13 protein-coding genes and 2 tRNA genes are annotated in these 19,552 nt (G+C 62.6%); 7 read left to right on the top strand and 8 right to left on the bottom strand.

What is annotated here, in order from left to right; genetic code table 11:
* Positions 1-110: 110 nt before the first annotated feature.
* From IPV69_RS20995 to IPV69_RS21005, 3 genes are all read right to left on the bottom strand, one after another.
* Positions 111-1,181 carry a BPSS1187 family protein gene (locus IPV69_RS20995; RefSeq protein WP_206291683.1) on the bottom strand — a complete coding sequence of 357 codons (1,071 nt, stop codon included), beginning with the start codon at positions 1,179-1,181 and terminating at the stop codon, positions 111-113.
* A gap of 45 nt (positions 1,182-1,226) precedes the next feature.
* Positions 1,227-2,366, bottom strand: a complete 1,140-nt coding sequence (locus IPV69_RS21000) for a sialate O-acetylesterase (RefSeq protein ID WP_206291684.1) — start codon at positions 2,364-2,366, stop codon at positions 1,227-1,229.
* A 79-nt stretch (positions 2,367-2,445) separates the two neighbouring features.
* On the bottom strand, positions 2,446-3,432 hold the full coding sequence (locus IPV69_RS21005; protein WP_206291685.1) for an alpha/beta hydrolase: 987 nt from the start codon (positions 3,430-3,432) through the stop codon (positions 2,446-2,448).
* Positions 3,433-3,619: 187 nt separating this feature from the next.
* Here IPV69_RS21005 and IPV69_RS21010 point away from each other — a divergent pair.
* Together IPV69_RS21010 and IPV69_RS21015 are read left to right on the top strand one after the other, a co-directional pair.
* A tRNA-Leu gene (locus IPV69_RS21010) sits at positions 3,620-3,704 on the top strand.
* A 109-nt stretch (positions 3,705-3,813) separates the two neighbouring features.
* A tRNA-Arg gene (locus IPV69_RS21015) sits at positions 3,814-3,887 on the top strand.
* A 43-nt stretch (positions 3,888-3,930) separates the two neighbouring features.
* Here IPV69_RS21015 and IPV69_RS21020 read toward each other — a convergent pair.
* Positions 3,931-4,656 carry an SGNH/GDSL hydrolase family protein gene (locus IPV69_RS21020; RefSeq protein WP_206291686.1) on the bottom strand — a complete coding sequence of 242 codons (726 nt, stop codon included), beginning with the start codon at positions 4,654-4,656 and terminating at the stop codon, positions 3,931-3,933.
* A gap of 110 nt (positions 4,657-4,766) precedes the next feature.
* Here IPV69_RS21020 and IPV69_RS21025 point away from each other — a divergent pair, with 110 nt between their 5' ends.
* The 3 genes from IPV69_RS21025 (at position 4,767) to IPV69_RS21035 (ending at position 11,623) form a co-directional block, all read left to right on the top strand.
* A complete protein-coding gene (locus tag IPV69_RS21025; RefSeq protein ID WP_206291687.1) occupies positions 4,767-7,136 on the top strand; it encodes a Tex family protein in 2,370 nt (789 codons plus the stop codon).
* A 222-nt stretch (positions 7,137-7,358) separates the two neighbouring features.
* Complete coding sequence (gene ettA / locus IPV69_RS21030) at positions 7,359-9,065, top strand: energy-dependent translational throttle protein EttA (RefSeq protein WP_206291688.1); 1,707 nt, start codon at positions 7,359-7,361, stop codon at positions 9,063-9,065.
* A gap of 164 nt (positions 9,066-9,229) precedes the next feature.
* Positions 9,230-11,623, top strand: a complete 2,394-nt coding sequence (locus IPV69_RS21035) for an SUMF1/EgtB/PvdO family nonheme iron enzyme (RefSeq protein WP_206291689.1) — start codon at positions 9,230-9,232, stop codon at positions 11,621-11,623.
* A gap of 128 nt (positions 11,624-11,751) precedes the next feature.
* Here the strand turns inward: IPV69_RS21035 and IPV69_RS21040 are convergent, their stop codons facing one another.
* Positions 11,752-12,750 (bottom strand): leucine-rich repeat domain-containing protein, encoded by a 999-nt coding sequence (locus IPV69_RS21040; RefSeq protein ID WP_206291690.1) that lies wholly within the window; start codon positions 12,748-12,750, stop codon positions 11,752-11,754.
* Between the two features lie 126 nt (positions 12,751-12,876).
* Between IPV69_RS21040 and IPV69_RS21045 the strand changes: the two genes are divergently transcribed.
* Positions 12,877-13,311, top strand: coding sequence for a GatB/YqeY domain-containing protein (locus tag IPV69_RS21045; protein WP_206291691.1), 435 nt, complete (start codon positions 12,877-12,879; stop codon positions 13,309-13,311).
* Between the two features lie 929 nt (positions 13,312-14,240).
* Here IPV69_RS21045 and IPV69_RS21050 read toward each other — a convergent pair.
* Both IPV69_RS21050 and IPV69_RS21055 read right to left on the bottom strand, forming a co-directional pair.
* A complete protein-coding gene (locus IPV69_RS21050) occupies positions 14,241-15,659 on the bottom strand; it encodes a cation:dicarboxylate symporter family transporter (protein ID WP_241180028.1) in 1,419 nt (472 codons plus the stop codon).
* Positions 15,660-15,790: 131 nt separating this feature from the next.
* Entirely contained in the window at positions 15,791-16,606 is an 816-nt protein-coding gene (locus IPV69_RS21055; RefSeq protein WP_206291693.1) for a sugar phosphate isomerase/epimerase family protein, read from the bottom strand.
* 275 nt (positions 16,607-16,881) lie between these two features.
* On the opposite strand from IPV69_RS21055, the gene IPV69_RS21060 reads away from it, so the two are divergent.
* The gene (locus IPV69_RS21060; RefSeq protein WP_206291694.1) at positions 16,882-17,253 is read left to right on the top strand and encodes a hypothetical protein; all 372 of its coding nucleotides are present in this window, start codon (positions 16,882-16,884) and stop codon (positions 17,251-17,253) included.
* Here IPV69_RS21060 and IPV69_RS21065 read toward each other — a convergent pair.
* A complete protein-coding gene (locus tag IPV69_RS21065; RefSeq protein ID WP_206291695.1) occupies positions 17,250-19,397 on the bottom strand; it encodes an alpha/beta hydrolase in 2,148 nt (715 codons plus the stop codon). The genes IPV69_RS21060 and IPV69_RS21065 overlap by 4 nt on opposite strands.
* Positions 19,398-19,552: the final 155 nt, after the last annotated feature.

Here is a 19,552-nt window from a genome sequence, read left to right on the forward strand (position 1 = left end):
TGCGCTGGAGTCTCGTTGTGTACGTCTTCCTACTCCAACCAATTCCGCACGGGCTGGAAGCCCGTGTCACTGACATTGTCTTTACCTGTGCCGATCTGTGCGTCCGTGGATCACTTTGCCGCGGTTTTGCGCAGGTCTTTCAGGCACTTCGGATCCGAATCGACCGGCTGTCCCACGCTGTCGACCGGTTGCGTGAAGAGGTACTTCCAGACCGCCTCGTGGAGGTACTTGCCCGAGGCGTCCTTTACCGCCGCGCCGCCGGGCGTCACGCTGCTGTGGGCCTTCTTGGCGTCTTTCTTGACGTCGGCGCTAGTGATCAGCCGTCGGCTGTTGCCGAACGGTGCGGCGCCCTGGTCCACGTTCACGATCGCACCAAACTGCTGCAGCCCGAGTAGTTCCCACGAGCGGCAGTAGTGGCCGCCGGTCCAGCCGCCGTCCAGGACATGGCTGAAGCCGAAAAACCGGTTCTTCGGCGTCGCCGACGGCAGGCCCTGCCAGGTTTCATACTGATCGCGCGGACCGCAGAACATGACAACGCGGTCCACCTTCTGATGCAGCGCGAAGCGTGCGGCCGTCGTTGCCCCGTGCGAAGCGCCGGCAATGATCACGCGATCCCACTTCAATCCCTTGCCGTCGGCCGAGAGGAACATGTCCCACTTGCCCTGCGGGTTCTCCTTGGCCAGCCACTTCACGAACTGGTACGCCCGCTCCATCATGCCATCGGGTTTGGGGATGACGACCTGGTCGCTGAAGTCCTCTCCGGTGGCGGCCTCCAGGCGAATCTTGCCGAGGAATTTGTCATCGGCGGGCGGCGGCTCCTTGCCGAACTTTCCGAACCAGCCGTTGGCGTAATGAACGCGAATCGCGTGCAGGCCGTAGCTGTTGACGCGTTCGAACAGTGCCGGGCTGTTGCCCATCAGCCAGATGACCAGCTTTCCCTGCGGAGCGACGCGGGTATCGACCGACGCATTCTCGGTGTCCTGCGGCTTGCCGTCCTTCTCGAGCAGGAACTCGATCTCCGGATGCGCCTTGACCCTCGGATCGATCAGGCTCGCCCGCGCCGTCAGTTCATAGCGCCGGGGCGAAGGGTCTTTAAACGCCAGCGGTGCCTCGGCCGCGGTGGTTGGGAGGCTGCACACACTTGCCAGCGACAGGATCACAGACAAACTGAAAACACGCATTCCATCTCTCCTTTGTACTTGCCGCGACAGGCCACTGCCGAACGTCTACTTCTCCAGTAATCCGTCGAGCCAGGGCGAAATCTTCTCAAACCAACGTGAAGCATGCTGCCGTAGGCCCGGCCCGCTGAAGTGCACGCCTTTTCCGTCGCGTTCACGCCACTCGGACTTCAGTGCGTCGGAGTCGGGTCCTTCGAGTGCGATTCCGTCTTTCCAGAGCGATGCCTGCGCGGACCGAATGTCGGGAGATGCTTCATCGCCGGGCACGTGATAACTCACCTGTGCTACGAACCAAGGCGCTTCCCAGGCGATCTGCTTTCGCGAGTCGCGAATCAGCTTCTCCAGGTACTCCCGATAAAGTTTGCCGGGCAGCGTTCGGGTGGCGTCCCTCTGGTTGGCGTCGCTTTCGCCCTGATGCCAGAGCACGGCCCGGAACCCTCGTGGGCCCAGCTGCGACATGCGACCCGTGAACATCTCGAACGCCTGCCCTTTGCATTCCCATTGGCCGTCGGCGGATTTCTGAACGCGACTCTCGATCGTCGGCGGGTTGGGAAAGCGCATTCCCTTGGGCAGCCATTCGCGAACGCTGCTGGCACCGATACCGCATGCAACGAAACCCACCGGAACGCCGTACCGCTCGGCGATTGCGTCACCCAACGGCGGCATAAAGCTCCCACCACCGCCGCTCGCACCGGGCTGAGGATCATTGGCCAACTGCCATCGTTTGCCGTCAAACGCCGTGACCTTGCCGGTCTTGGTGGTCTGCTTCTCCTGGCCGTGATTGGCGGAGTTCGACTGGCCGGCGACCACGAACACCTCGCCGACACCCACATGCTCGACCACCGATTCGGCGATGACCTTGCCATCGGCGACCGCCTTCACCTCCAGGCGATACCATCCACCGGCCGGCACTTCCAGTTGGCCCCGAAACCCGGCCGCGCCGCCGGTGATTGGAATTCCCCGCCATGGGCCTGCCTTGGCGTCGGCGATCACGCGACACTCGATCTCGAACCTGCCGATCTCGCGATCAGCAATCCTGCCCGAAACCACCACCGGCCCGACCGACTTGGAGGTCCGTTGCATGACCTGATACTCCAACGGTGCGTCGAGCACGAGCCCCGCGCCCTCGGCCGCTGAAGTCAGGGCCAGCAACAACAGAACGAGAAGTGTCGGGATGCAACGAACCATGGTTTAGGTGCTCTGTCTGATCGCCGGTCGAGACATTGTCCGGCGGTTATTGAATGGAGTTACCGCACAGCCGGGCGATTCACTTGCCCGTTGTTGGCGTTGCCCCGGACGATTCCGCGGGCACAGCGGCGGGCATCAGCTTGAGGTCGGTCGCCCACTCCACAAACCGCTGATGCCATGTGCCGAAGGGGATGCCCTTGCGGGGCGAGATTGCTCCGCCGTGCGCACCAGCACCATAAATGTGCATCTCGATGTTCAGCGGCTTGGGCTTCATCGACTTACCGACCTCGAACAATGCGTTGTAGAACTCCACCGTCTGCTTGGCGTGGAAGACATCGCCGGTTCCAGCGCACACCAGGAATGTCGGCGGCAAGTCCTTGGGGACATTGCTCAGATCGAGCGATCCGGGAACCCAGCCGGGGTAGACCAGCACCACCCAGTCGGGCCGCGAGCTGACGCGATCGATCGGATCGGCTGCATCGGCCTTGCCGGCGTCGAACGTCAACACAATCCGTGCGGTCTGCTCGCCGCCGGCCGAAAAGCCCATGTGCCCGATCTTGTTCGGGTCAATGTTCCACTCTTTGGCGTTGGCGCGGACCGTTCGGATGGCTCGCTGCGTATCCAGCAATGCGTCCGTCGCCGATCCGTACGGCTTGAGCCGGTAGCGATGGACGAAGCAGGAGACGCCGACCGAGTTAAACCAGGCGGCGATGTCGGTGCCCTCCGGGCCCACGTTGCAGGTGTTGTTCCCGCCGCCGGGCGAGAGGATGACCGACATCCCGTTGGCCTTGTCTGGCGGGGCCAGATAGAGCTCGATTGACGGGTTGTGAATGTTGGTGACGGCCGACACGCGACCACCGCCGGTGTTGAACTTCTCCTCCTGGTCGGAGCCCGGGCCGGCCTTCAATGCAGGATGTCCCGGCGGAAACAGCGCAACAACCTTGTGGCCCGCCGTCAGCGGCTTGGGTTCCAATAGCTTCACTGGCGCGTCCGCACCGGCCGCGACCGAGTGGGCGAACGTCGCGAAACCGACTGTCAGGCCGATCAGGCCAATGGTGTACCGCATCTGCGAAATCCTCTCCGGAAAGAAACGACACCGCCCGCACGCTGCCACCGACGCGGCCGGCGTGACGTCTTACTTCACCGCAACGGTCGGTCGAAGGCAACGACGATGGAAGCGGCGCACCATCTGACGTATCCTGCTGCAGCCGGAGCAAACCCGGCTCATAGAACCAAGGCTGCATCACATGTTCGCCCCTGTGACGGAACGGCAGACGTAGCGGACTTAAAATCCGCAGACTCGAAAGGGTCGTGTGGGTTCGAATCCCACCTGGGGCATTGCAACGCTTCTGGGGCATTGCAACGCTTGTCGCATGGACCGCCTGGTTCGCAGCCTCTTCGAGCCGGTGCCTTCAGGCCTGAGTCGTGCTAAACTCCTGAAGGTCTCGCCCACGTAGCTCAGTTGGATAGAGCGGTGGTTTCCTAAACCACAGGTCACAGGTTCGAATCCTGTCGTGGGTATTGTCTCGACGGTCCGACATCGGCGGGGCGTTGGCCGATCACTTCACAACGCGGCCTTGATCGACTCGACGACCTTCGTCGCCAGGAAGTTCGATCCTTCTTCGGAAAAGTGGACGTCCTTCGGGCGCTGCATCTTCGCCAGGTGCGGCGTGATGGCGGCATTCAGGTCGTCGATCGTTACGCCGGTATCCTTCATCACCTTCAGCGCGATCTGGTTGTATTCACCGACATCGCCGAAGGTCCGCACCGGGTTCAGTTCGCCGGCGGGGATGGGGGTGGTGGTGGCAAAGATCACCTTCGCGCCGGTCTTCTTCATCTTCTCGACCAGCGTTCGCAGGTTCTTTTCGTAGTCGGCCGGTTCGACCTGCCGCTTGCCGTCGGGCATGTGCCTGAGGTCGTGAATGCCAAAGTTAAAGTGGATCACGTCCCACTTGCCGTCGCCGAGCCATTTGTCGATACCCGTGACCCCGTTCTTCGTCGGCCCGCAATTGGCGAGGGCGCGGTGGACGTTGGCCTTCCCTTCCAGTTGCTTGCGAACCGGTACGGTGTAGCCGATGGAGATCGAATCGCCGATGAGCAGCACCCGCGGCAGGCCGGCGACATCTTTGATCGGAGCCATCGCCGGGTTGGGTGCAGCTTTCTTTGTCTCGGCGGCGGCGGGGGGCTTGGAATCCGCGGCCGATGGCTTCGGGTCGGCGGCGATCGCCGTGGAAGCGAGACCTGCCGAAATCAGCAATGTTGCGACGGCGCGGGCGATGTGTTGGCTCATGACATTTGGATACCGCGCCCAGAGCGTTAAGTTGGCCGCAGACACATCGGTCGCTATTCTTTCCCTCTCGATATCCCCGATTCACTGAACCACGGAGGGTTCCCCCGCTCATGAATGCCAACCACCTCGCGAAGATTTCCGTCGAACTGAACATCCGCCCGCAGCAGGTCGCCGCGACGGCGGCGCTGCTGGAAGAAGGCGGCACCGTGCCGTTCATCGCCCGCTACCGCAAGGAAGCAACCGGCACGCTGGACGAAGTCGCGATCACCGCCATCCGCGACCGCATGGCTCAACTCGCCGAGCTCGACACCCGCCGCGAGGCGATCGTCAAGTCGCTCGACGAGCGTAAACTCATGACCGACGACCTCAAAGGCAAGATCGCAGCCGCCGAGACGATGTCGGCCCTGGAAGACATCTATCAGCCGTACCGCCCCAAACGGCGGACGCGGGCGATGATCGCCCGGGAAAAGGGGCTGGAACCGCTCGCGCTCGTGCTGATGGCGCAGAACCCCGCGATCGACCCGGCCGCCGAGGCGGCGAAGTTCGTCACGCCGGCCGAGTCGACCGTGACCGACGAGCTGAAGGTGCCCGATGCCGCCGCGGCATTGCAGGGCGCGCGGGACATCATCGCCGAGACGATCAACGACGACGCCGACGCCCGCGCGAAGATCCGCGATCTGTTCCTGAACGAAGGCATGCTCAAGAGCGAAGTGATCGCCGGCAAGGAAGAGGCGGGGGCCAAGTTCAAGGACTACTTCCAGTGGTCCGAGCCGATCGCCACCGCGCCGTCGCACCGTGTGCTTGCTGTTCGCCGCGGGGCGGCTGAAGAAGTGCTGTTTTTCCAGATTCGCCCGCAGGAAGAAGACGCCATCGGCATTCTCGAGCAGCAGTTCGTCAGGAACACCTCGCCCGCCGGCGAGCAGGTGAAGCTGGCCGTAAAGGATGCCTACAAGCGGCTGCTGTGCTTGTCGATGGAAACCGAGTGCCGGCTGGAATCGAAGAAGCGCGCCGACGCCGCCGCGATCGAGGTCTTCGCCCAGAACTTGCGACAACTGCTCCTCGCGGCGGCCCTCGGCCAGAAGCGCGTACTCGCGATCGATCCCGGCTTTCGTACCGGCTGCAAGATCGTCGTGCTCGACGCCCAGGGGCAGCTCATCCATAACGACGTCATCTACCCCGACCAGGGGCAGCACAAGACGCTCGAAGCGGTTGAAACGATCAAGCACCTGGTGAAAAAGCACGAGATCGAAGCGATCGCGATCGGCAACGGCACCGCATCGCGCGAGACCGAAACCTTCATCCGCAAGCTCGGCCTGCCGACGTCGGTCGCGATCGTGATGGTCAACGAGAGCGGCGCGAGCATCTATTCCGCGAGCGATATCGCCCGCGAAGAGTTCCCCGATCATGACATCACCGTCCGCGGCGCGGTCAGCATCGGCCGACGGCTGATGGATCCGCTCGCCGAGCTGGTCAAGCTCGACCCCAAGAGCATTGGCGTCGGCCAGTACCAGCACGATGTGGACCAGGACGCGCTCAAGAAATCACTCGATGACGTCGTCGTGTCGGCCGTGAACGCCGTGGGTGTCGAGGTGAACACGGCGTCCAAGCAACTGCTGACGTACGTATCCGGGCTGAACGCGACGATCGCTGACAACATCGTCAAGTTCCGCAACGAGAAGGGGGCCTTCAAGAGCCGTAAGGATCTGCTGAAGGTCGCCCGCCTTGGCGACAAGACGTTCGAACAGGCGGCCGGCTTCCTGCGGATTCGCGGGGCCGAAAACCCCCTCGACCAGTCGGCCGTGCATCCCGAGAGTTACGAGATCGTCGACCGCATGGCCAAGGACCTGGGCGTTACCGTCGCCGACCTGATGCGCGATGAAGCGCTGCGGAAGAAGATCGACAAGCAGAAGTACGTGACCGCGACGGTCGGCATCCCCACGCTCACCGACATCATCAACGAGCTCGCCAAGCCCGGCCGAGATCCGCGCGAAAAGTTTGAGTTGTTCAGCTTCGCTGACGGCGTGAACAAGATCGAAGACGTCACTCCGGGCATGAAGCTGCCGGGCATCGTCACCAACGTGACGGCGTTCGGGGCGTTCGTGGATATCGGCGTCCACCAGGACGGTTTGGTTCACGTCAGCCAGCTCGCCGACCGGTTTGTGAAAGACCCCAACGAAGTCGTGAAAGTACAGCAGCGGGTGGAGGTGACGGTGGTGGAGGTCGATCTGGCCCGCAAGCGGATTGCGCTGTCGATGCGCAGCGCGCCCAGCGCTCCGCCGCAGCGGCGCACGGACGGCGAGCAGCACGCCGCCCCGCGAACGTCTCCCGCCCCGCAGCGGACCGGGCAAAGCGGTCCGACCCGCCCGGCCGGCCCCGCAGCACCGCCGCGACCGGTGCAGCAGCCCCAGCGCCGCCCTCAGCCTCCGCAACCGGCAAAAGAGGGTTGGTTTAGCATCGCAATCAAGGACGCGAAGAAGTAGAGAATCAGCAGCGGCGGGGCAGGCATTCTTGCCTGCCTCGGATGTTGGAGTGCCGGGCATTCCTGCCCGGCCGACGACATCCGAAGCAAGTGGTCAATCACATGGAATCCTGCGTTTCCGCTCAGGCCGGCAGGAATGCCGGCGTCGCGGAAACGCGGCAGACAAGAATGTCTGCCCCACCGAATCCAATCGGTACGTACTTCCGGTACATTCTCCCCCCTCATGGCCACCACTGAACCCAACAAGATCATCTACTCGATGCTCGGCGTCTCGAAGAAACACGAGAAGAAGGTCCTCCTCGATAACATCTACCTCTCGTACTTCTACGGCGCGAAGATCGGCGTGCTCGGTCTCAACGGCGCAGGTAAATCCACGCTCCTCAAGATCCTCGCCGGCGTCGACAAGAACTACGACGGCCAGGTCAACCTCAGCCCCGGCTACACCACCGGCTTCCTCGAGCAGGAACCCAAGCTCGACGAAACCCGCACCGTCCGCCAGATCGTCGAGGAAGGCGTCGCCGAAAAAGCCAAGATCGTCAACGATTTCAACGCCATCTCCGACAAGCTCGGCGATCCGAACCTGTCTCCCGAGGAGATGGACAAGCTGCTCGACAAGCAGGGCAAACTGCAGGAACAGATCGATCACCAGAACCTGTGGGATCTCGACAGCGACATCGAGATGGCGATGGAGGCCCTCCGCTGCCCGCCCGGCGATCAGATCATCAAGGTGCTGTCCGGCGGCGAAAAACGCCGGGTCGCGCTCTGCCGGTTGCTGCTCAAGAAGCCCGATGTGCTGATCCTGGACGAACCCACGAACCATCTCGACGCCGAGAGCGTGCAGTGGCTCGAACAGCACCTCAAGCGGTACGAGGGAACGGTCATCGCCGTCACCCACGATCGCTACTTTCTGGATAACGTCGCCGGCTGGATTCTCGAACTCGATCGCGGCGCCGGCATTCCGTACAAGGGCAACTACACCAACTGGCTGGAGCAGAAGCAGACCCGGCTGAAGATCGAAGAAAAGACCGAATCGGCCCGGCAGAAGACCCTCGCCCGCGAACTTGAATGGGTTCGCGCCAGCCCCCGCGCCCGCCAGGCCAAGAGCAAGGCCCGCCTGCAGAAGTACGAGCAGCTCCTGGCCCAGGACAGCAAGGGCAAAGAGCTCGAACTGGAGATCGTCATCCCAGCCGGGCCGCGGCTGGGCGAACTGGTCATCAAGGCCGACAAGATCAGCAAAAGCTACGGCGATCGGCTGCTGTTCCAGGATGTCACGTTCAACCTGCCGCCCGGCGGGATCGTCGGTATCATCGGGCCCAACGGCGCGGGCAAAACCACGCTCTTCCGCATGATCACCGGCAGCGAGAAGCCCGACGGCGGCAAGCTGATCGTCGGCCCCAGCGTGCAGCTGGCGTACGTCGAGCAGAGCCGCGACACGCTGAAGGACGACGCCATGGTCTGGCAGGCGATCGCCGACGGCGAAGACACGTTCCGCCTGGGGGCGATCAACGGCACCGGCGGCACACCGACCAACACGCGGGCCTACGTGAGCCGTTTCGGCTTCAGCGGCAGCGACCAGCAGAAGAAGGTCGGCGTCCTCTCCGGCGGCGAGCGCAACCGCCTGCACCTGGCCCGCATGCTCAAGAGCGGCGCCAACGTCATCCTGCTGGACGAACCGACGAACGACCTGGACGTGAACACCATCCGCGCGATGGAAGAGGCGCTGGAAAACTTCGCCGGCTGCGCGGTGGTCGTCAGCCACGACCGCTGGTTCCTCGACCGGTTGGCCACGCACATTCTCGCGTTCGAAGGCGACAGCCAGGTGGTCTGGCACGAAGGCAACTTCCAGAGCTACGAGGAAGACAAGCACAAGCGGCTGGGCAAAGACGCCGACCAGCCGCACCGCATCAAGTACCGCAAGTTGACCAAGTAGGGTCCGCCTTGGCGGACGCGAGCCCCTAGGCTTCTCCGTTACGAACGCCTGCGATCCGGCAGGAGCAGGCTGGAAAGCCTGCGCCACAAAGGATTCAATTCATTTGCGTTCCCCGTTGCCCTATAATTTGTCCCAGGTATCCAGGTCCGACAACGGGAGGCATCATGGGATTTCGGATCGTATTGGCACTAGCCCTGCAGGTGATCTGCGCGTCAGCGTATGGTGCGGTCGAAAACGCACTGCTCGAATCAGGACGCCGGGCTACCGGCTATGTCCTGGTCGGCAACGAGAAGAGTTTCTCGACCGGGTCGTCGTTCTGCGTCGATGCCACCGGTATTTTCATCACCAATCACCACGTCGTCGCCGACTTCAACGCCAAGACTGACCAGATTCGGATCGTCGTCGCCCCGGGGACAAAGGCCCAGAAGATCTTCGCGGCAACCATCGTCAAGACCGACGCTGCCAGCGACGTGGCGATCCTGCGGGTCGATCGGTCGGGCAACCTGGAAGTGCTCGACCTGGCCTCACCGGCGTCGCTGGCGGGACTGAAGGAGACCACTCCCGTCGCCGCGTTCGGATTCCCGCTCGGGCAGAAGTTGTCGTTGAAGGCCGACAGCACCTACCCGGCGACCTCCATCACCGTCGGCCGGGTCAGCGCGTTGCGCAAACAGGGTGGCCAGCTCGTCGACATCCAGTTCGACGCCAACGTCACCTTCGGCAACTCCGGAGGGCCGCTGATCGACAGTTCCGGCTCGGTCATTGGCATCGTCCGGGGCGGGGTGCCGGGCAAGCCCATTAACTTTGCCGTGCCGGTGTCGTACATCCGCAGCCTGCTGTCGGCGGCCGGCATCACCCCGACCCCGCGGATGATGACCGACCCCGATGTCGCGGCGTGGTACATCCGCTGGCTATCGCGGGAGAAGTCCGTCGACAAGGCGGCGGTCCCTTCGCCTGAGGTTCAGAAGAAGAACCTGGAGATCGTCCGGGGGCTGATGGACAAGTCCTACGCCGACAAGACGCCCGCCGGCCGCTACAACCTGCTGATCGAGTTGCTCGGCCGGGCGACAGAGACGAAGGATGACCCCGACGGCCGCTACACGCTGCTGAACGAAGCCCGCGAGATCGGCATCTCGTCCGGCGACGTGATGGCGTCGCTCTACGCGTGCAGCCGAATCACCGACGCGTACGCCGTTCGGCCGGCCGACATCGTCTTGGACACGCTCGAGCGCTCGGCACCCAAAGGGGCAAGTCAGCAGCAGGAACTGGCGTGGGTCTCGGCGACCGCGATGATGCTGGCCGAGGCCAAATCGCAGCGGGAAGAATACGCCGAAGTCCGCAAGCTCATCCCGCTGATCCGCTCGTCGGGGACGGCGTCGCGCAACCCGGCGGTTCTGGCACAAATGCGCGACCGCGTCGCCCGGCTGGAAGCCCTGGCGGCGGAGTTCACCAAGGTCGAGTCGTCGCTGGACAAGCTGAAAACCGCTCCCGAAGACCCCGACGCCAATGCGACCGTCGGCAAGTACAAATGCCTGGTTCGCGGCGACTTTGACGCGGGCCTGCCGATGCTGGCCAAAGGCTCGGACGGCCCGCTGAAAGCCATCGCCGCCGCCGACTTGAAGAACCCCGCCACACCGGAAGCGCAGCGGGAACTGGGCGACCAGTGGTGGGACATGGCGGCCAAGCAGCCGCTCGCGGCCGACGGGTGCAAGGCTCGCGCGGGGTTCTGGTACGCCAAGGCCCAGCCGCAGCTGACCGGTCTGGTCAAGACGATGGTCGACCAGCGGCTGGCACAATTGCCGTCAACGCTGAGACTGCAATCGCGAACAACGTTCACCAACAGCATTGGTGCGCGCCTGGTCTACGTGAAGCCTGGCACCTTTGCCATGGGAAGCGCCCAGACGGTCGCGGGGCGCGGTGCGGACGAGTTTCAGCACGAGGTGACGATCTCCCAGGGGTATTACATGGGGGCAACTGAAGTCACCCAGGCGCAGTGGCGTGCGGTGATGGGCACTGAGCCAAGCCGCCTGAAACAGGACGATTTTCCCGTCGACGCTGTATCGTGGCACGACGCCGCTGAGTTTTGTCGGAGGTTGAGCCAGAAGGAGGGCAAAACCTACCGACTGCCGACGGAAGCCGAGTGGGAGTACGCCGCCCGCGCCGGGACGACGACGAAATGGAGCTTCGGCGATCGGCCCGAAGACCTGCACCGATTCGGCAATTACAGCGACGTGTCCAGCACCCAGAACCATCGATGGCAGGACAAGTCGGCCAATGACGGGAATGACAGGCTCGCGAGAGTTGGGTCGTACCCGTCAAACCCTTGGGGCTTGTACGACATGTATGGCAACGTCCATGAATGGTGTTCCGACTGGTATGGCGAGTATCCCCAGGTCGCGGTGACCGACCCGGCCGGACCGAATACGGGGACAGAGCGCGTTGTGCGCGGGGGGTCGTATGCGAACGCAGCGAGCACCTGCTCAAGCGCCAAACGGGGAACGTTGTCTCCCGACAAGAGACAAGGAAGCTATGGCTTCCGCATCGTGATGGTCGAGAACTAAGTTTTATCTTCCGACGCGTCGCGTTGCCTATCAAGTCGGCCTCCACTGGGCAAAGACGCCGACCCGCCGCGGCCGCCTCAAGTACCGTAATTTGACCAAGTAGGGTCCGCCTTGGCGGACGCGATGTGCTAGTCACGGTTCGGAAACCACGAGACGATGCCGATCTTGCAAAGTGGAAGCGCTCGTTTCAACTCCTGATACTCCGCATCAGTCAGACACTCTTGAGGAAGGGCTAATTGCGTAAGGTTCTTCAAGCCGTACAGTTCGCGCACTCCTTTGGACGTCACCTTGGAACATTCCGAGATATCGAGGCATTCCAAGTGGATCAGTTGGGCGAGTCGTCTGACGCCAGCATCTGTCAGATCGGCCCCGCGCAAGTGAAGCTGCCGCAATTGACTGATCTTGGCAAGTTCTTCAGCACCGCCGTCCGTGATCTGCGAATCGAAGAGGAACAGGAACTTAAGATCCTTAAGGCCGACCAGATGCTTGACCCCAGCGTCTCCGATTGGACATTTGCCGAGGCCTAGCTCCTCAAGCTTCTCGAAAGCAGCGATGTCGGCCAGCGAGGCATCACCCACGTCCGTGCGGTAAAGATCAAGTTGCCGCAGTAGCTTAAGATGTTTGAGGTTCCTGAAACCGCTGCCGTTGATCGCGCATCCCGTCAGATCGAGTCGTTCCAGCTCCCTGCAGCCGACGAGATGCTTAAGCCCATCGTCCTTAATGCGCGTGAACCGCAGTTTGAGGGACCGCAAATGTGGCAGTTTTGCGATGTGCAGCAAGCCCCGATCGTCGATCGAATCGCAATGGCTGAGATCAACCCGTACCAGTCGTGGAAGATCTGCAAGAAGTTTCAGACCCTCGCCTGTGATGCCGGAGCACTGTTCGAGACGCAGCTCTTCCAAATCCTTGAGCGCAGCGAGCAACGCGAGGTCACTGTCTCGTACGCGCGTGTTTCGGAAATCCACGGTAACGACCGGTTGACCGACGATGACATTATTCGAATGCGTTTCGCCATTGAGGCTGACGATCTTTCGTATTGCCGCTTCCTGGTCAGTCGCCATCGTCGCCAGACCACCTACAGTGGCGGCGAGAAGTATCACGAGGAAGGCTGATTGTCGCCGAGTCATGTTTCATACCTTAGAATGTGATGGTAGGTAAAATCCGATCCCTTCCGGAGCTTACGGAATTTGTTACCCGTCCGCGATTGAATATTTCCTTAGCGTTTTCATATGTCTGCTCTCTTTGGAGCCACCATGGACCTCTTATCCCGCCTCACCGAAGACATGAAAGCCGCCATGAAGAGCGGCCAGAAGGATCGCCTCGGCGTCATCCGCATGCTGATCAGCGAAGTGAAGATCATCGACATGCAGCCCAGCAAGCCGACGGCGGAGCAGGCGGTGGAGTCTTACGCCAAGAAGCTCCGCAAGAGCCTGGAGGAGTACGAGAAGCTCGGCAAGACCGCCGAGGTCGACAAGCTGAAGTTTGAGATCGGCGTCGCCGACGAGTACCTGCCGAAGAAGGCGTCGGCCGAGGAGACCGAACGGCTGGTCGATGCGTTCCTCGCCGCCAATGCGTTTACCGAGAAGCAGGCCGGCCAAGCGACGGGCGCGTTCATGAAAGCGCACGCCGGGCAGGTTGATCCGGCCCTGGTGAACCCGCTCGTGCGGAAGAAGCTGGCGGGGAAGTGAACGCGGCGGGGGGCCTAAGTCACGTTGTCGGCCTCATGCTGGGTGGCATGGGCTGGTGTACTCGGTTGGTGCGTGGCCGGGTGACTGCAGTCAGCCGTCGCCACGGGCAGCGGAGTACCGCAGCCCATGGCACCCGAGAGACACGCCAATGCCAATGATCTGCGTTAGATAAGCGGCTTGGGTGGTTGTGTCTTTCTGCTTGCAATTCTGCGCAGCAAACTTAACATATACCGTACAAATAGTCTTGCTCTGGTCGTACGCCTCCGGCGTTCGATCGGGTTGGATTAGCGCTGCCTGGTGCCTGGTGGCCGCGGGTGTGATCCGTTGGCGACTGGGGTGTCGGACTGGGTGGCGGGAGTGCGTGGTTCTTTCGGCGGGTCGTGTGGCTCGCCGCGGTGATGGCATTGGGTTGACTCGGACGATCCGCCCGCGCGTGTGGCTTGCCGAAGGAGCCGCGCACGAAGTAAGCGGGGAGGGACGCGGCATCGCGTTGCTCCCGCTTACTTCGTGCGCGGCTCACTCGGAACGTCATGGGCGTTGACGGGTCGGGCCGAGCGGTCTTGTTTTGGGAGGTGTGAGCGAAACGCAGGACGACGATCGGCCTGATGGCTTGGGTTCGTTCGGCGGAATCACGATCGCCTCGGGTTCGTTTGGCGGCGTGACCGTGGCATGAGCATGTACGCATGCCCGTGTCTCCTGGCGGCCGCCGTTCATGGGCAAGCGTGCTTTCCCATGCCACATGGCGATGGAGATCTCGGGTTCGTTTGGCCATCCTGGGTTCGTTCGGCCGGCACGTGAGCACCCGCTGTCCGAACCCCCACCCTAGCCCTCCCCGGAGTACCGCGGAGGAGGGGACTTAAGGCGTCTCTCGGGTTCGTTTGGCGATCTTGGGTTCGTTCGGCAGGGTGGTATGAACGTCGGCTGCGTGGCTACGGGATGATCTCTGAGTGGACCTTCGGCTCGACGACCGGGAAGGCGTGCTCGGCGAGATCCTGGCCGGCGAGTCGGCGGGCGCGGATCGCTTCGTCGAACATGGCGGGGTCGAACTCGCCTTCCCATTTGCTGACGCAGATGGTTGCGATGCCGTTACCGATGAGGTTGGTGATGGCGCGGGCCTCGCTCATGAAGCGGTCTACGCCGACGAGCAGCGCCAGGCCCGCGACCGGCACCAGGTGTGTACTTTCGAGGGTCGCCGAAAGGGTTACCAGTCCGGCACCGGTGACGGCCGCGGCACCCTTGCTGGTGAGCATGAGGACCGCCATGACGCCCAGTTGCTGCCCGAGGCTCAATTCGACGCCCAAAGCCTGTGCGATGAACAGGACGGCCATCGAAAGGTAGATGCTGGTTCCGTCGAGGTTGAACGAGTAGCCGGCGGGAATGACCATGCCGACGATCGCGCGGCTGCAGCCAAGGCGTTCGAGTTTTTCGATCATCCGCGGCAGGGCCGACTCGCTGGAGCTGGTGCCCAGGACCAGCAGGATTTCCTCCTTGATGTACGCGAGGTACGTCATCAAGCGAAAGCCGAACAGGCGGCAGATGAGTCCGAGGACGACGAAGATGAAGATCGCCATCGTCAGGTAGACGCAGACCATCAACTTGGCGAGCGGCAGCAGGGACCCGAGGCCGAACTTGCCGATGGTGTAGGCCATCGCGCCCAGGGCACCTAGCGGGGCGACCTTCATGATGATCGCGACGATGCGGAACATGACCTCGGTGAGGTTTTCCAACCCGGCGATCAACGGGCTGCAGCGCGGGCCGAGGCTCGCGATCGCGCAGCCACAGAGTACTGAGAAGACGAGGATCTGAAGAAGGTTTCCGTCGGTGAATGCCTTGAAGATGTTGTTCGGGATGACCGAAAGGAGGAATTCGACAGTCGTCTGCTTCTTGGCGCCTTCGGCGCTGGCCGGAACTTCCGCGGGCGTCGCAACCGCGACGCGCGGCGCAGGCGCGGTGACGGGCATCGTGGCAGGGCCAGTGGGTGCCAATGGCGCCTGTGTCGCGCTCGACTGCGTGGAAGGGAGCGTAGCGGGCGCCGTCGTGGACGTACTGCTGGTGACGATGCCGTGGCCGGGTTTGGCGATGTTGGCGACCACCATTCCGATCAAGAGTGCGAGCGTGGTGACGACCTCGAAGTAGATCAGCGCCTTGACCCCGACGCGGCCGACCTTCTTCAGGTTCCCCATGGTGGAGATGCCGACCACGATGGTCAGGAAGATCAGCGGGCCGACCACCATCGTCACCAGCCGGATGAAGCCGTCGCCGAGCGGCTTCATCGCTTCGCCCCAGGCGGGTTTGACAGCACCGATGACGACGCCAAGTGCGATCGCCGTCAGCACCTGAGCCGTCATGTTCTTATGGAGTGCCTTTGGCAAGATGGCGGACTCGCGGTTGAGGTGTAGTCGATCGGCCGGCACGACGATGCCGGGTTAACGACGGGCGGCGGCGCTTTGAATCGGCAAAGCCGGTCACCGCGAAGCGATCACTGACCCGTGACCTGCTTGAGATATTCGATGCTCTTGCGGGCGATGTGCTCGGCGCCGGGACGGAAATCGAACGCTTCGACGCTCAGCCAGCCGTCGTAGCCGACTTCTCTCAGGGCGGCGATGATCGGCTCGTACTTGACCTCGCCCATGCCCGGGCCGAGGAGGTTCGGGTCGTTCACCTGGACGTGGGCGATGTGGCCGGCGGTCTCGCGGATGATCTGCGGGATCGGCTTGGACTCGCTGCTCATCGCCTTGACGTCGAGGTTGATCTGGAAATTGGGACTGTTCATCCGGCGGACCAGTTGCATGGTCTGCTCGGCGGTGTTGAGGAAGTCGGTCTCCTGCGGGCCGAGCGGTTCCATGGCGAGCGTGACGCCAAGCTGGGCAGCCGGGGTAAGGCAGGGTGCGAAGACTTCTTCGGCAAACGCCAGCGCCTGGTCGGTACTCACGCCGGGCAGAAGGTTCCGCTGCTTGGGCGACCCGATGATCAGCACCTTGCCGCCGAGATCGGCGCAAAGGTGGACCAGCGCGGTGAAGTAGTCGGCGGTCTTCTTGCGAATGTCGGCGTCGGTATGGGTGATGTAGAGTCCGGCCGGCTTGACCAGAAGCCAATGCAGGCCGAGGACTTCCATGCCGCGCGACTCGGCCTGGGCTTTGAGTTCCTTGCGGCGATCGGGGGTGACGAGCTCGGCACGGTCGGCAAGGGTGAACGGAGAGACCTCCAGACCCGTATAGCCAAGTGAATGGGCGAAGGCGCAGGTCTTCTCCCAGGGCCAGCCTTCGAAGATTTCATTACAGATGGCGAATCGCACGTAAGGTGTCCTCGCGGTGTGTTGGTCCTGGCGGACGTCGTTCTCAGAGGTAAGGCCTGAGTTTTGCTCTCTTCCGGGGCGTCAGACTACCCTCCGCCGCCGCGATGGCAAGGCGTAGCGCCGGATTGTTGTCGGACCGGATTGTCCTTCGGTGCCACACGCGGGAATCGCGATCCTGCGGGCGGCCTGGTCGAATCCGGAATCGGCGAGCAGGATTGATGGAAGCCGAGGCGGGTGCGGCGCAACTAACTTGAGGACAACCAGGCTTAACTACTATGGAACAGCGTGCTTTCGGACATTGGTTTTTGGCGGTCATCTTTTGTGCCGCCTCGGCTGCATTCGCGTACTCGGTCGGCCATCAGGCCGGGGAGCGCGACGCGCAGGAAGCGCTGGATCGGTCCGCCACCGAGCGCCGCCTGGCGTCGATCGTGAATCGCGACCAGGAACTGTACATGGGGGACTACGCCTTCCCGATGGAGGGGGACTACGAGTCCACCTTGCAATCCCCCGTTGAACACCCCGTGCAAACCTGCCCGACGAACCGCCCGGAGGGCGCCGGCCATATGGCGGCCGATCGGGACGTGGTCGAACCGGCAGTCGCTGACGAAGCGACCGATCCGGTACAGACCACTCGTCCGCTGCCTTAACGTGCGTCGCGGAGTTGCACACGGTCGTTGCCCCAGCCGAGTTTAAGGCTGACGTCCGTGGGGTAGCTCCAGGCGGCAGCCGGCTGGGACTGCTCCCGATAGATCCGGACCTTCGATCGTTCGGCCGCCATCGCGACCGCAGTGGGAATGTCGAGCACTTGAAGAACGTTGAGCAGGTCCGGGCCATTGCCGCCCTGGTCGTGGGTGGTCGGCAAGTGCCAGAGGTCGAGCCGTGCGATGTCGGGCTCGAATAGTGATGCGTAGAGGGCGATGCCGGCCATCCTGTCCTGTCCTTGAAGCCAGATTTTGGCACCCTTCATCCGGGGCAGACTGCGAACCGCCTGGATGGTTCGACGTACATCCCATACCCGCATGCCGTCGAGCGGTTCGCCGAGCAGGCTGAATCGCCGGGCGAGGTGGGTGAGTCGTTTTTCGTCGCCGCTCCATGCGGTCGGCCCGATGCCACGAACGGCAACATAGGCCATCGCCCACTTGGTGCCCTTAAGCATCTTCATTGTCGATTCGATCTCACCCGGGATTGCATCAGGCAGCGTCAGGTCCTTGAGGCCGGCGAACGAAGGCTTGTACGTCGCAAGGGACGTCTCCCAGAGCTTCTGGTCGACGACGTTCACAACAACAAGATCGGGCTCGGCGACCTGTGCACCGATCGCGACATAAAGCCGAAGCGGGACGTGCTGTTGGCTTTCGATCTCGAAGCCGTGCAGCTCGACGCCGTTGGATGTCTCGGAGAACAGGTGCTTCGGAACTGCAGGTTTGTCGTCTGCGGGCCAGGCGGCGAACGTCTTTGCCTTTAATGCTGTTAGCCACTGTTCGCGTTGTCGGGCCCAACCGGCGGCATCGGTCGGCATCGCGGGCGGGGGTGCCTTGGCGACGAATGTCTCCTGAATCCGGGTGTTGCGCTGATCGGCCGGTAGCTCTTTGAAAACCTTAAGCTGCTCGGGCTCGAAGAACTTGCTGGCGAAGTTGGGAACAGGTTCCAGGTCATTGCGGAGCCACCGATTGAACCACTTGATCGCCGGCACCTGCAGCTCCTGGGTATCTTTGTGCGGGCCTTCGGTGATCAGCAGTCCCAGCTTATCGGCGGCGCCCTCGAGCTGGTAAATCCGACGCACCTGCTGGTGCAGCCGCACGACGCCGTCGAGCGGAAAGATGCTGTCCTTGTCGGTGTTGCTGAGCAGGAGCGGCCTGGGCGAAATCAGCGCCGCGACTTTCGCGAAGTCCCACCGGTAGGTGTTGACCATGAACATGCAGTCGCAGTGTCCTTCGATGACGCCGTCAACGACGTGGTTCTGCATGTCGGTGATGCCGGCGACGGGGACGGCGACCTTGATGCGGGTGTCGATCGCGGCCGTCCACCAGCTGTACGCACCGCCACCCGACCTGCCGGTGATGCCGAACTTTGTGGCATCGACCTCGGGGCGGGTTTCCAGGTAGTCCAGGGCCCTGATGGCATTCCACGCCTCGACGCCGGCCGGCGTGTGGCCGCGGCTGATCCACCACCACATTTTCTCGCGGTGCAGACCGTGATGGATTCCCTGGATCTCGCCGAGTTGCAGCGTGTCGATGACGAAGCTGACGTAGCCGTTGCGAGCGAACCAGGCCGGATGATGCTGGTAACTGGTCTTCGATCCGTATGAGACGCCGTCCTTCACGACGTTTCCGTGGCCACAGACGTAGAGAATCGCAGGCGCTTTCGCCTTGAGATGCTTCGGAATGTAGAGGTTGCCGGTGACGTAGAGTCCGGGCATCGACTGGAACTGGATTTTCTCGACGGTGAAGTCTGGATGATCCAGCGTGCCCGTGGTGACGGCTTTGAGATCTGTCCGCGGCGGCTCCGGCCAGAGACCGAGCATCTCCTTGAGTTCCTGCCGGTACTGCTCCTTATGGCTTTTCCAGTGTTCTGCGCTGGTGACTTCAGCCAGGCATCGTTCGGAAAGCTCGCGGGTTCGTTGCTCGAAGTACTTCTCGAGCAGGTGGTCGCCGGGCAGTGGGCTCGCCGGAAGCCGGCCGTACTGGCGCGCGGGTTGAGTGGCTGGCGGTACGGGGGATTGCGCACTCGTCGGGTGATTCGGAAGAATCAGAAGAAGCAGCATGCACGAGACGGCCAGGGCGATGCTTCGCATGATCAGGAGTCCTCCGCGAACAAAGTGAAGCCGACAGGCGCTTCGGCAGACGTGCGTACGATTTTGCTCTGCCTGTTGTACGCTCGCGATGGCACGATGTGGAAGCGGGGCGGCGCGGACTGCCTGTTGTTTAGCCTGAAATGATCAACCCAAGT

The organism is Humisphaera borealis, assembly GCF_015169395.1.
In the GTDB taxonomy this organism is placed as follows: domain Bacteria; phylum Planctomycetota; class Phycisphaerae; order Tepidisphaerales; family Tepidisphaeraceae; genus Humisphaera; species Humisphaera borealis.

Excerpts from the sequence above, each read along its gene's own strand:
- IPV69_RS20995 (WP_206291683.1), bottom strand. The coding sequence starts at position 1,181 with ATGCGTGTTTTCAGTTTGTCTGTGATCCTGTCGCTGGCAAGTGTGTGC.
- IPV69_RS21000 (WP_206291684.1), bottom strand. The coding sequence starts at position 2,366 with ATGGTTCGTTGCATCCCGACACTTCTCGTTCTGTTGTTGCTGGCCCTG.
- IPV69_RS21005 (WP_206291685.1), bottom strand. The coding sequence starts at position 3,432 with ATGCGGTACACCATTGGCCTGATCGGCCTGACAGTCGGTTTCGCGACG.
- IPV69_RS21020 (WP_206291686.1), bottom strand. The coding sequence starts at position 4,656 with ATGAGCCAACACATCGCCCGCGCCGTCGCAACATTGCTGATTTCGGCA.
- IPV69_RS21025 (WP_206291687.1), top strand. The coding sequence starts at position 4,767 with ATGAATGCCAACCACCTCGCGAAGATTTCCGTCGAACTGAACATCCGC.
- ettA (WP_206291688.1), top strand. The coding sequence starts at position 7,359 with ATGGCCACCACTGAACCCAACAAGATCATCTACTCGATGCTCGGCGTC.
- IPV69_RS21035 (WP_206291689.1), top strand. The coding sequence starts at position 9,230 with ATGGGATTTCGGATCGTATTGGCACTAGCCCTGCAGGTGATCTGCGCG.
- IPV69_RS21040 (WP_206291690.1), bottom strand. The coding sequence starts at position 12,750 with ATGACTCGGCGACAATCAGCCTTCCTCGTGATACTTCTCGCCGCCACT.
- IPV69_RS21045 (WP_206291691.1), top strand. The coding sequence starts at position 12,877 with ATGGACCTCTTATCCCGCCTCACCGAAGACATGAAAGCCGCCATGAAG.
- IPV69_RS21050 (WP_241180028.1), bottom strand. The coding sequence starts at position 15,659 with ATGACGGCTCAGGTGCTGACGGCGATCGCACTTGGCGTCGTCATCGGT.
- IPV69_RS21060 (WP_206291694.1), top strand. The coding sequence starts at position 16,882 with ATGGAACAGCGTGCTTTCGGACATTGGTTTTTGGCGGTCATCTTTTGT.
- IPV69_RS21065 (WP_206291695.1), bottom strand. The coding sequence starts at position 19,397 with ATGCGAAGCATCGCCCTGGCCGTCTCGTGCATGCTGCTTCTTCTGATT.